General features: G+C 54.6%; 9 protein-coding genes. 1 reads left to right on the top strand and 8 read right to left on the bottom strand.

The window, feature by feature from the left end; all coding sequences use genetic code 11:
• Window positions 1-10: 10 nt before the first annotated feature.
• From AAA927_RS04705 to ykzS, 8 genes are all read right to left on the bottom strand, one after another.
• Window positions 11-880: an ROK family protein gene (locus tag AAA927_RS04705; protein WP_338216197.1), complete on the bottom strand. Its 870-nt coding sequence runs from the start codon at window positions 878-880 to the stop codon at window positions 11-13.
• A gap of 142 nt (window positions 881-1,022) precedes the next feature.
• On the bottom strand, window positions 1,023-1,754 hold the full coding sequence (locus tag AAA927_RS04700; RefSeq protein WP_338216195.1) for a hypothetical protein: 732 nt from the start codon (window positions 1,752-1,754) through the stop codon (window positions 1,023-1,025).
• 109 nt (window positions 1,755-1,863) lie between these two features.
• A complete protein-coding gene (gene pgmB, locus AAA927_RS04695; RefSeq protein ID WP_338216194.1) occupies window positions 1,864-2,526 on the bottom strand; it encodes a beta-phosphoglucomutase in 663 nt (220 codons plus the stop codon).
• On the bottom strand, window positions 2,519-4,780 hold the full coding sequence (locus AAA927_RS04690) for a family 65 glycosyl hydrolase domain-containing protein (protein WP_338216192.1): 2,262 nt from the start codon (window positions 4,778-4,780) through the stop codon (window positions 2,519-2,521). Before AAA927_RS04690 ends, pgmB begins: the two co-directional genes overlap by 8 nt.
• Window positions 4,781-4,818: 38 nt before the next feature.
• Window positions 4,819-6,543: a glycoside hydrolase family 13 protein gene (locus AAA927_RS04685; RefSeq protein WP_338216190.1), complete on the bottom strand. Its 1,725-nt coding sequence runs from the start codon at window positions 6,541-6,543 to the stop codon at window positions 4,819-4,821.
• Window positions 6,544-6,660: 117 nt separating this feature from the next.
• Window positions 6,661-8,391: a phosphoenolpyruvate--protein phosphotransferase gene (gene ptsP, locus AAA927_RS04680; protein ID WP_338216188.1), complete on the bottom strand. Its 1,731-nt coding sequence runs from the start codon at window positions 8,389-8,391 to the stop codon at window positions 6,661-6,663.
• Window positions 8,391-8,657 carry a phosphocarrier protein HPr gene (locus AAA927_RS04675; protein WP_054665507.1) on the bottom strand — a complete coding sequence of 89 codons (267 nt, stop codon included), beginning with the start codon at window positions 8,655-8,657 and terminating at the stop codon, window positions 8,391-8,393. Before AAA927_RS04675 ends, ptsP begins: the two co-directional genes overlap by 1 nt.
• A gap of 108 nt (window positions 8,658-8,765) precedes the next feature.
• A complete protein-coding gene (ykzS, locus tag AAA927_RS04670) occupies window positions 8,766-8,957 on the bottom strand; it encodes a protein YkzS (protein ID WP_125581832.1) in 192 nt (63 codons plus the stop codon).
• Between the two features lie 856 nt (window positions 8,958-9,813).
• Here ykzS and AAA927_RS04665 point away from each other — a divergent pair.
• Window positions 9,814-12,027 carry an ATP-dependent Clp protease ATP-binding subunit gene (locus tag AAA927_RS04665; RefSeq protein ID WP_204118136.1) on the top strand — a complete coding sequence of 738 codons (2,214 nt, stop codon included), beginning with the start codon at window positions 9,814-9,816 and terminating at the stop codon, window positions 12,025-12,027.
• Window positions 12,028-12,156 lie beyond the last annotated feature (129 nt).

Below are 12,156 nucleotides of genomic sequence, written 5' to 3'. Positions count from 1 at the left end.
AGGGTTCTGTTTACTTTTCCGGGTACCGTTGTTCAAAATTGGCCACCGCACCGATCAAGTTCGCCGCTTCCGCGTAATGGCAAATCTTAATCACCGGATGTTGCGACGCAATTTCGATGGCCTTGAACACATTGACCATATGCCGTTCAATCCCTGGCAGGAGCTCCGGATTACGCGACACGCCGCCGCCCAACAGGAACAGTTCGGGATCATAGCTGTATTGCAGGTTAAAAATCACCTGCGCCAGCGACTCGTAGAAACCTTCAACTTCCTCGTGGGCCACGCGGTCGCCATTGGCTGCCCGCTGGAACATTTCCTCGCCGGTGATTTCCTCGCCGGTGCGCTTAGCATACGCTTCAGCGCGGTGAACGACGGTGGCTTGCTCTGACACAGAGCGACCATTTTGCAGCATAAAGCCGAATTCGCCGCCAAGCAAGTGGGCGCCATGTTCGACTTTCCCGTCGGCAATCAAAGCCCCGCCCACGCCAGTGCCTAGCACCAGCATGGCTACGCGGTTTTTGCCCACCGCGGCCCCACTTTTCACTTCGGCCAAGGCTGCACAATTGGCATCATTTTCAAAGGCCATCGGTAGGCCAAAGCGCTGTTCCAATTCGGGTTGAATCGGGAAATTGTGAATATAAGGCAATGCACTGGCGCCTTCAATCACGCCTGTGGCCTGATTGACCGCCCCTGGCGAGGAAATCGCCACCCCTTTGAGGTCGTGGCCTACTTTCATCTTGGCCACGGCTTCAGTCAAGCAATCATAAAAGCCGGCTAAGTCCTTCGGCGTCGGCTCCGCGAAGCGGTCCTGCAATTGTTCGCCATCCCACCGGGCAAACTTGATTGAGGTGCCACCAATATCGATTACAGCTAGTTCCATCTGCTCCATCTCCCGTTACACATTTGTATATACAAATACAGTCTAGCCGTTGGTGAGAGCGCTGTCAACGAAAGCTAGCCTTCGCCTCAAAAATACGACTCATCCTTGACGTTAAAGCCAAGGGTGAGTCGTATTCGCTGAATTAAGCTTTTTCCCCCACCCCAAAGGCCAGCCGCAGGGTTTGCATCGGATTGACGCCGCTGATCATGTAGTAAGCACTGAGCTCCCGCCATTTAACGGTGTTGCCGCGCCCCGCCGCCGTGGTGTCGATCACAATGGCCCCGCGCTGCGCTAGGGGTAGCGTGTTATTGTGAATAAAATTATCAATGTTTTGCGCCAGCACCTTGGCGTAATCAACCCCGTCAGCAGTTTTGACTGTGACGGCATAATTTCCCTGATGCCAGGTCAACTTGCTTAGGTCGGCTTGCTTCTGCAGATAGGCGGTGATATCATTCGCCAGCACCACCGCAGTCCCCACCAGCGGCTGATAAGCTAACGCCGCATCCGCCTGATCAGCTGCCGCGGTGCTGGTTGGGGTATGCTTTTGTAGAATCAATGGCGCCAGCGCCGCTTTTTGCTCCGTTGTCGTGAAGCTCAGCAGATAGTCACTGACATTGCCACTGGCCTTGACTTGAAGCGTCTCCTCATCAGAAAACGGCGTGAAATGAGGAAACTTCACGCCAGGTAGCTTCTTTTCGGTTTGCCGGGCCAAGGTCTTTACCTGGGTCGGTGAAGTGCCGGGAATCGGTTTTGGTTTGGCCGTTTGGCTGGTGGCAGCAGCTTGCGGCTTAGGCGTCGCGGCACTGGCCTGTTTGCCGCAACCAGCGGCAAACAAGAGCAAGACACAAGCGGCTAGTAATGGTTTTCTCCTCATATTCACACCTCTTTCTAATTGTAGTATAGCGGATGTGATAGCGCTTGCCTACGCTTAGTGAGAAATATTTGTGTTTTAAACGACCGCCTTTGTGCTTGGCACCAGGCGCCTACTCGGCATTAAAGGCTTGCTTTAATTGCCCATAATTCAGGTCAGACGTGTTCGGCACAATGATATCGGCTGCGCGCAGCACCCAATCATCACCAATTCCCACCGCAAACTGGCCGGCCGCCTTGATCGCCGCCACCCCTGCCGGTGCATCCTCAAAGCCAATCACCTCATCCGCGTCCAAACCCAGCAGCGCCTGCGCCGCCTGATAAATGTCCGGCGCCGGTTTGCCCTGCTGCACCTTGGCCGGGTCCGCCACGCCGGCGAAGAAATCGGCAATGCCCAGTTGGTCTAAAATCAATGGTGCATTTTGCGACGAAGAAGCGACTGCCATCATGACCCCATCGCCTTGGGCTGCTTCCAGCAAGTCAACAATCCCAGGGAGTAGCGCTTGTGGCGTCAGGCGTTTCACCAGCACTTGGTAATGGCGATTTTTTTCTGCCATCAAACTCGCTTTTTCTGCCGCACTGAATTGTTCCAACTCATGACCATACTGCAGCAGCAAGTTCAGCGAATCTAGCCGCGACCGGCCGCGCAAATCCGCATCGGCGGCGGCTGGCAAGTCGATGTTCAGCCGCTCGGCCAACTCGCGCCACGCCAGGAGATGATACTGCGCCGTATCCGCCAACACACCATCCAAATCAAACAGTAATCCTTTAAGCATCCGCTTCCTCCTTAACTAAATGTTGCATGACGCCACTCACCATCACGTCCAGCGGCGCCCCTGCCACCAAACGCACCTCGACCGTGGCACCCACTGCCACGGCCAACAGCCGATCGCGGTAATTCAGCTGGAACCGATAACCCTGCCAACCTGGCGGCAAAAACGGGTCGAACCGCAATTGGTCATGGTCATACCGCATTCCTGCGAAGCCTTGGACAATGGTCAGCCAGGCCCCTGTCATCGCCGTGATATGCAGGCCATCATCGGTGTCGGCATTGTAGTTGTCCAAATCCAAGCGCGCCGTGCGCTGGTAAAGTTCAATCGCCTTCGCTGGCCGTCCCAGTTCCGCCGCCAAAATTGCATGCACCGCCGGCGACAAGGAACTTTCATGGACCGTCAGGGGTTCGTAAAAGTCAAAATTGCGTTGCTTTTGAGCAAACGTGAATTGATCATTCAAAAAATACAACCCCTGCAGCACATCCGCCTGTTTGATAAAGGGGCTCCGTAAAATGCGGTCCCAGGACCAGTGTTGATTGATGGGCCGCTCTGCCGCCGGAATCGTACTGGCCGGCCGCAAATCTTTGTCGAGGAAAGTATCGTGTTGCACGAAAATCCCTAGCGCCTCATCTTCTGGATAGTACATCTGGTCAATGATGGCTTGCCACTGAGTTTGCTCGGCCGCCGCCACCTGCAAGCTGGCGGCCACCGCGTGGTCCGCTTGTGGTAGCCGCGCCAAGGTGTACGCGAGCGTCCACGCCGCCATCCGGTTGGTGTACCAATTGTTATTGACATTATTTTCGTATTCATTCGGCCCAGTGACCCCATGAATCATGTATTGCCCGTGGCGCTTGGAAAAATGCACCCGGTCTGCCCAGAAGCGACTAATCCCCACCAACACCGCAATGCCCTTTTGGTTCACATAACTTTCATCGCCGGTGTAGCGCGTATATTGCGCAATGGCAAAGGCAATGGCGGCGTTGCGGTGGATTTCCTCAAAGGTGATTTCCCACTCATTGTGACTCTCCAGGCCATTAAAGGTCACCATCGGATACAACGCGCCTTTTAACCCTTGCTGCTGCGCATTGTGGTATGCCCCAGATAATTGATCATATCGATACTGCAACAGCGCCCGCGCTGCTGCTGGTGGCGCGATGCCAAGGTACATTGGCACCACATAAGCTTCGGTATCCCAGTAAGTTGCCCCGCCATACTTTTCGCCGCTAAAGCCTTTCGGGCCAACATTGAGCCGCGGATCAGTGCCATCGTAGGTCATGAGAAGCTGAGCCAGGTTGAAGCGAATGCCTTGCTGAGCACCGACATCGCCGGTGATTTCAACGTCACATTGCGCCCAGCGGTGGGCCCATAGCTGGGTCTGTGTAGCGAGCGCCGCGGCAAAGCTTTGCTGCTGCAGCTGGGTCATCAACGCTTGCGCTGCCGTTGGTTGTTCGTTCGGGGCCACATCCCGGCTGGTCAGCACGATAACATCTTTTTCCAGTATCGCCTGCTGGCCCGCCGTTAAGCGCAAATGGCCAGTGGCAACCACCTGTCCTGGACTAGCGGCCACCTCAGCCGTCAGCGATTTGCCGTTAAGCCGCAGCGCCTGTTGCAAAAAAACGGTGAACTGCGGCACTTCATAGGGATTGGGTTTCGTCACCATCTGAAGCCAGTTGGCCACGGCGTTTTCCTGCACCGGGACCCAAAACCGTTCGTCATAGTTGCTGTCTTCATTGACCACATTGCCGTCCAGCTTAGCCGCGTAGTCGATTTGAGCTTGGCCCTGCAGCACCTGAATCGCCACTTCGATGAACGCCGCCTGCTTTATCTGGAGCGCTAGGAACCGGCGGCAGGTAAACTGCACCTGAGCCTGACCCACCTCATAGGTGAAGGAGCGCGTCAGCAAGCCTTGGTGCAAATCTAGGCGTAACGAAAAATCGCGATACCGTCCCTTCGCCAAATCCACCCGCTCCCCGTTCACTGTGAACTGCAGGTCAATGAAACTCGGCGCATTGATGGCCTTACCAAAATAAGGCGGGTACCCGTTTTTCCACCACCCGACCCGCGTCTGATCGGGAAACCAGACGCCACCTAGATAAGTGCCGAGCAGCGTGTCACCGGAATAGCCTTCCTCAAAGTTCCCCCGCATCCCCATGTAGCCATTGCCAATCGCCGTCAAACTCTCTTGCAGGCGCTTAGTCGCCGGCGCCAAGGTATGGGTGCTAATTACCCATGGATCAAGGTCAAACAGCCTGTTCATCGCTCCGCCCTCGCTTTCACATCGCTTAACCGTTGCCTTTATAGTTGACCGATGACAAAGCCCTTTGGCGCCAGGATGCCATCCTGGTACCCTTGGCTGAGTCCAGCAGCAGCCGCTACCGCCACTGGCCCGGATGTGGTATTGAAATAACCCACAATTTGCTCTGCGCCTGACCGAGTGACGCGGAGCAAGCCTGGCGCGGTCACCATCAAGCGAACCTCACCTGTACCCAAAGTCCCCGCGTGCTGCCGCCGATAACGCACCACAGCCTGCACCTTTTGCCACCAAGTGCTGCCTAACTGTGGCCAAGCCATTGGCCGCCGATTATCAGGATCTGGCCCACCAGTCATCCCCATTTCCGTGCCGTAATACAGCCCTGGCATACCCGGCTGCAGGAACATAAACACCAGCGCTTGCAGCGCCAAGGCTTGGTCGCCACCAGCCTGACTGAGCAGCCGCGGGGTATCATGCGAATCCAGCAAATTCAGCATGGCTTGATTGATTGGGGTGCGATACCACATACGCTGATCGGCCAGCTGCGCCACCAGCGCCGGCGCATCAAGTTCACCGGTCAAAAAATGGGCCAGGATGGTTTCGGTAGCAGGATAATTCATCACCCCATCAAACTGATCGCCATTGAGCCACGGCTGGCTGGAATGCCAGACCTCCCCCAGAATCAAGCAGTCGGGTTTAACGGCACGCACTGCTGCTCGGAATCGCCGCCAGAAATGATGATCCACCTCATTGGCCACATCCAGCCGCCAGGCATCGATGTCAAACTGTTTGAGCCAATAGGTCGCGACCCCAAGTAGATACGCCTGCACCTCAGGATTGGCGGTGTTCAATTTAGGCATGCTGGCTTCAAAGGCAAAGGTGTCATAGGTCAGCGGATCGGTCTGGTTCGGTGCCAGCGTAGGGCCATGAAGATGAAACCACCCCGCAAACCGCGATTCGCGTCCGTGTTTGACCACATCCTGCCACTGCGGGCTTTGGGCCCCGAGATGATTAAACACCCCATCCAGCATCACCTTCATCCCCCGCTGATGCGCTACGCTCACCACCTGTGCGAACAAGGCCTTATCGCCAAATGCCGGGTCAATCGCATAATGGTCAACCGTGTCGTATTTATGATTAGACGGCGCAGTAAACAAGGGGCAGAAGTAAAGGCCATTGATGCCAAGCGCCTCCAGATCCCCCAGGTGATCAAGCACCCCTTGCAAATCGCCGCCGAAATAGTCCGTGCGCGATGGATGCGTGTCAGGCTCCCAAGCGCGCGCCCCAGCGGGATCATTACTCATATCCCCGTTGGCAAACCGTTCCGGGAAAAGCTCATACCAGACGGTGCCCGCCGCCCAGGCCGGAGGCCGGGCGGCATCGATGGCATGCAAGTAAGGCAGGGGAAAGCGATCACGCTGGCGATTAGCTGGTGTATCAGCCCGCAAACCGCGGTCCGTGGCCAGCAAGATTGTGCCATCTACCCCCACCACTTGAAACAGATACTGCAACCGCCGATAGGGCACCGTGACAGCCACGGTCCAGTGATCATCAGTCGTCCCCGTGGCTGAGCGCACCAGCGCCTGGCTTTGGTAAACCCAACCAGGTCTGCCGCCAGCATCAGCCTCCGTCAGGTACGGGTCGCCATACAACAAGTTCACCTGGGCGACATCGCCTTTGGCCGTGTGAAAACGTACCTCCACCTGGTTAGGCCCTAGCAAATAGCAATCCTCTGAATCTGGTCGATGTTTCAGCGCTGCTGTGTTCATCGCTTCGCCTCCTTGTATGCGCTTTCAGATTACGCAATATTGACGCAAGCGACAAGTAAAACCACTTGGAATCAAAAAAACCACCGCGACTGCTCGCGGTGGTTCTGCAGAACTGATTTACTTATCTTCCGCAGTGAATTCGGCAACGAGCTTTTCGTTGTCTTCATTCGTCGTGGATTCGGTAACGGCACGTTCTGCCAACGTCTGCATGTATTCAGCAGACAGGTGCTTCATCTGGCTGCGCACGCGCAGAACAGACGTTGCTGACATGGAGAACTCGTCGAGCCCCATGCCCATCAAGATTGGCACCATGATTGGGTCGCCAGCGGCTTCCCCACACATGCCAGCCCACTTGCCTTCTTTATGTGCCGAGTCGATGATGTGCTTGACTAAGCGCAAAATGGAAGGGTTGTATGGCTGATACAGGTAGGAAACGCGTTCGTTGCCCCGGTCAGCGGCCATCGTGTACTGGATTAAGTCGTTGGTCCCGATTGAGAAGAAGTCGGCGACCTTGGCAAATTGATCGGCCAAAACCGCTGCAGCAGGAATTTCCATCATCATCCCGGTTTGGATGCTGTCGGAAACCTTGACGCCTTCTTGAACCAACTTGTCCTTTTCTTCCAAGAAAATCTTCTTGGCCGCTTTGAACTCGTTGATGGTCCCAATCATTGGGAACATGATCCGCAGATTACCAAAGGCAGACGCCCGAATGAGCGCGCGCAACTGGGTGCGGAAGATATCCTGCCGGTCCAAACTGATGCGAATCGCACGATAACCCAAGAATGGGTTGTCTTCAGCTGGCAGTGGCAGGTATGGCAGCTTCTTGTCGCCACCAATGTCCATGGTCCGCACAACGACTGGTTTTGGATTCATGGCTTCCAAGACTTGTTTGTAAGCCTGGAATTGGTCTTCTTCGCTAGGCAGCTCAGAAGAATCCATGTACAAGAACTCAGTCCGGTACAAACCGATGGCTTCAGCCCCATTAGCCAGCACGCCATCCAAATCCTTAGGCGTCCCGATGTTGGCCCCAAGTTCAAAGTGCTTACCATCAGCAGTGATGGTCTTAGCTGTCTTCAGCTGAGCCCATTCTGCCTTCTGGGCGGCATAATCCTTAGCGGCTTTTTCGGAAGCAGCGATTTGATCGGCGCTTGGGTCGATGGTGACTTCACCAGTCAAGCCATTAACGGTCAAGGTTTGGCCGTTGGTGACATCCTTGGTCACTTCGTCTGTCCCAACGACAGCTGGAATTTCCAAAGAACGAGCCATGATCGCGCTGTGCGCAGTCCGGCCACCAATATCGGTTACGAACGCCTTGACGAATTTCTTATTCAGCTGAGCGGTATCAGATGGGGTCAAATCATGGGCAACCACAATGACTTCTGAATCAATCAGCGCTGGGTTCGGCAACGAACGACCAAGCAAATGTGCCAACACACGCGTGGACACGTCGCGGATATCCGCTGCGCGTTCTTGCATGTATGGGTTGTCGGTCATAGCCTCGAAGGTCGTGATAAAACCGTCGGAAACGGACTTCAACGCTGATTCAGCGTTAACGCTGTCGTCTTTGATCTGAGTTTCAATGGCCCCGGTGAACTCTGGGTCAGCCAAAATCATCATGTGGGCATCGAAGACTTGCGCCTCTTCTTCCCCTAATGACTCAGCCGCTTTAGCCCGGATGGTCTCCAGTTCCGAATTACTTTGATCGAGGGCGGTGTGCAACCGGTCGATTTCCTTTTGTGCATCATCAATCGTGGACTTTGAAAATGACAAATCGGGTTGCACTAAGAGGTATGCCTTCGCCGTAGCGACGCCATCACTTGCCGCGATCCCTTTAAGTTCTTTTGTCATTAGTTGGACAGGCCTTCCTTTTTCATCGTCTCTTCGATTGCAGCGATGGCTTCTTTTTCATCAGCGCCTTCTGCGGAAATCGTAACGTCGGCACCCTGGCCAACACCCAGGCTCATAACGCCCATGATGGACTTCAAGTTAACGCTCTTGCCCTTGTATTCAAGGTTGATATCTGAGTTGAACTTGCTTGCAGCCTGAACCAGCAAGGTGGCTGGACGGGCGTGGATCCCTGTTTCTGCTACAACATTAAATTCGCGTTTTTCCATGACTAATCTGCTCCTTCGTATTTAAACTTTTGCCGAATAGAATGAGGCATTCTATTTCTTGTAAACCTTACCATTATTCCGTTTTCACGGCAAGTGGTGGCTGTGGTTTTATTCATCCGTTGCGGATTGGTAGTGATAAATAATGATGCCCTCACGCTTAGCTGAGCCAACGATTTCTTTGCGCGCTGGGTAATTGGTCCAGGCGCTACGAAAAGCCAGGAACGTTTCTGGCGTGATCTCGATCTCATCAAGCTTGCCAGCCCGTAAATCGTCCATCATTTGCACGTAATCAGGTGCCATTCGCTTGCCCCCTCTCCGGAGACTATTTTAGACTAGAGGGGGCAGGATGACTAGTCATTCAACCTGCAAAAATGTTGAAGGGCCGCGGGTGCGGTCGAGGCAGCGCCGGGTTGGGTGGTCCGGCTGCGGGGTCGGCTGGAGCCAAACAGCGGTCTCCAGCCTCAACGGGGAGCCGACCATCGCTTCGCTCCGCGTCGTCTCCCCGTTGCCCCCAGTTAGCCCAGGAGCTGCCTGCTCCGCAGTCACCTCGTGGGCTAACTGTTTCGCGGCTGGACCACCCATCCATCTGCCGCCACGACCACAACCGCTAGCAAACGGTAACGACTACGCTTTTGGTTCTCCATGGCTCTATAGATTCCTCCCTATCATTTATATTCGTCAGATGTCGATTGTCGCAAGATAGGATGCGGCCCAGCACAGTCAGCATGTAACTTCTACTGTTCGCGAGCGGGTGGCGCTGGTGGTGGGCGGAGCTTGGTGAGGGTCTGGCAGTGAATCGATTAGCGACAGAAAGACCGGCGCGCTTTTTGCGCTGGGCTTTCCAGAGCTAATCGCGGCAGTTTTGAAGACGCACCGGAGCGAAGCGACTGCGGCTTCAAAACTAGGTCCGAGACCGCACTATGGCTCGGACCGGCCGCACTGCCAGCACCCCCGCCAAGCGGAGCCCACCGCCGGCGCCACCCGCGTCAGCCACCCTCCTCCGAACAAAAAGTAAGAAAGATTAGCACTCTATGGTCGAGAGTGCTTGCATTTTGGTTTGAAGGGTGTAAACTAAAGCCAAGGTCAAAGAAGGTCAAAATTCTTGACCACTCTGCAAAGCGGCAGAGGAAGCGAAGAAGAAAGGTTGTGAACAACGGTGCTCTGTGAAAACTGCCATCAAAACCCGGCCACCATTCACCTGTATACCAGCGTCAATGGTCAGCGCCAGGAAATCAACCTATGCCAAAACTGCTATCAGCAGCTTAAACAACAAGCAGGAGGCAATATGAACCCAACGAATGCAAGTAACGATCCGTTCGGCTTCAACAGCCTTGATGACATCTTCCGCGCCATGGCTAATGGCGCCCAAGGCCAGCCAGACCAAACCCCACCCACCCAAAGCGGGCGCGGCGGCAATGGTAATGGCAACGGCCGCGGGGGCAATGGTCGCGGCGGCCAAGGCGGCAACTCCGTCTTAGGTCAATTCGGCGTGAACCTCACGGCGAAAGCGAAGAATGGCGAAATCGATCCGGTCATCGGCCGTGATGGTGAAATCGCCCGGGTTATCGAGATTTTGAACCGCCGCACGAAGAATAACCCCGTGCTTATCGGGGAAGCTGGGGTGGGTAAAACCGCCGTGGTTGAAGGACTCGCCCTGAAGATTGCCAACGGTGAAGTCCCAACCAAACTACAAGACCGCCAAGTCGTCCAACTCGACGTGGTCTCCCTGGTGCAAGGCACCGGGATCCGCGGTCAGTTCGAGCAGCGGATGCAACAGCTGATTGATGAACTGAAAAAGAACCCGAATATCATCTTATTTATCGACGAAATTCACGAAATTGTTGGCGCTGGTAACGCTGAAGGCGGCATGGACGCCGGCAACGTGCTCAAGCCTGCCCTCGCCCGCGGCGAACTGCAGCTGGTGGGTGCAACGACTTCCAATGAATATCGCCAAATCGAAAAAGACTCTGCCCTCGCCCGGCGGCTGCAGCCGGTCACCGTGGAAGAACCGAGTCCTGAAGAGACCATTGAAATTCTCAAAGGCATCCAGCCGCGCTACGAAGCGTATCACCATGTGAAATACACCGATGATGCCATTGAAGCCGCAGTGAACTTGTCCAATCGCTACATCCAGGATCGCTATTTGCCGGACAAGGCCATCGACCTGCTCGATGAAGCCGGCTCCCGCAAGAATTTGACCATCACGGTGGCTGATCCCAAAGCCATTCAGGCCAAAATCGACGAAGCCGAAAAGCAAAAGCAAGACGCCTTGAAGCAGGAAGACTACGAAAAGGCCGCTTTCTACCGCGATCAAGTGTCTAAGCTGGAGAAAATGCAACAAACAGACACCAAGCAAGCCGCCAGCGATACCCCTTCCGTCACCGAGAAAGACATGGAACAAATCGTTGAACAGATGACGAATATCCCAGTCGGCGAGCTCAAGGAGCAAGAACAGCAGCAGCTGAAGAATTTGGTGCCAGATCTGGAAAGCCACGTCATTGGTCAAAACCAGGCCGTGGAAAAAGTGGCTCGCGCCATTCGCCGCAACCGGATTGGCTTCAACAAGACCGGTCGGCCGATTGGTTCCTTCCTGTTCGTTGGCCCAACTGGCGTGGGTAAAACCGAGCTGGCCAAGCAGCTGGCCAAAGAACTATTTGGTTCCGAGAACGCGATGATCCGGTTTGACATGTCGGAGTACATGGAAAAATTCAGCGTGTCTAAGCTCATCGGTTCGCCTCCTGGCTATGTCGGCTATGAAGAAGCCGGCCAGCTGACCGAGCAAGTGCGGCGCAATCCGTACAGTTTGATCTTGCTGGATGAAATCGAAAAGGCCCACCCTGATGTGATGAACATGTTCTTGCAGATTCTGGACGACGGCCGCCTGACGGATAGCCAAGGCCGCACGGTTTCCTTCAAAGACACCATCATCATCATGACTTCCAACGCCGGCTCCACCGACGCCGAAGCCAATGTCGGGTTTGGTGCTTCGATTAACGGTACTTCCAAGTCCGTGCTCAATCAGCTGGGCAACTACTTCAAACCTGAATTCCTGAACCGCTTCGATGATATTGTCGAATTCAAGGCTTTGGATAAGGCAGATTTGATGAAGATTGTCAGCTTGATGATTGCCGACACCAACGCCAATATCAAAGACCAAGGCTTGACGATTAAAGTCACCGAACCGGTCAAAGAGAAGTTGGTTGAACTGGGCTACGACCCGGCGATGGGTGCCCGCCCGCTGCGCCGCGTCATTCAGGAACAAATTGAAGACCGCGTGGCTGACTACTATCTCGATCACCCACAAGCCAAAGCGCTTGAAGCGCGGATTGAAAAAGGTGATATTGCCATCACCGATAGTGCTACGGCCTAGCGCCTTTGCCGCCAGTTTCGATGCGAAACTGGCGGCTTTTTTGTTATTTTAAATGCTCGTGACTGATTAAAATGATGAGTTATAACAGAATAGTGAGAAAGTTTTGGTTTTTGGTCACCGTTCCCTTAT

The organism is Lacticaseibacillus salsurivasis, assembly GCF_036246225.1.
Lineage (GTDB): Bacteria > Bacillota > Bacilli > Lactobacillales > Lactobacillaceae > Lacticaseibacillus > Lacticaseibacillus salsurivasis.
Note: the sequence above shows the minus strand (reverse complement) of the source record. Positions and strands in the feature narration are given on the sequence as shown.

Coding starts and splice junctions, on each gene's coding strand:
- AAA927_RS04675 (WP_054665507.1), bottom strand. CDS start 8,657: ATGGAAAAACGCGAATTTAATGTTGTAGCAGAAACAGGGATCCACGCC.
- AAA927_RS04700 (WP_338216195.1), bottom strand. CDS start 1,754: ATGAGGAGAAAACCATTACTAGCCGCTTGTGTCTTGCTCTTGTTTGCC.
- AAA927_RS04685 (WP_338216190.1), bottom strand. CDS start 6,543: ATGAACACAGCAGCGCTGAAACATCGACCAGATTCAGAGGATTGCTAT.
- pgmB (WP_338216194.1), bottom strand. CDS start 2,526: ATGCTTAAAGGATTACTGTTTGATTTGGATGGTGTGTTGGCGGATACG.
- AAA927_RS04705 (WP_338216197.1), bottom strand. CDS start 880: ATGGAACTAGCTGTAATCGATATTGGTGGCACCTCAATCAAGTTTGCC.
- ykzS (WP_125581832.1), bottom strand. CDS start 8,957: ATGGCACCTGATTACGTGCAAATGATGGACGATTTACGGGCTGGCAAG.
- ptsP (WP_338216188.1), bottom strand. CDS start 8,391: ATGACAAAAGAACTTAAAGGGATCGCGGCAAGTGATGGCGTCGCTACG.
- AAA927_RS04690 (WP_338216192.1), bottom strand. CDS start 4,780: ATGAACAGGCTGTTTGACCTTGATCCATGGGTAATTAGCACCCATACC.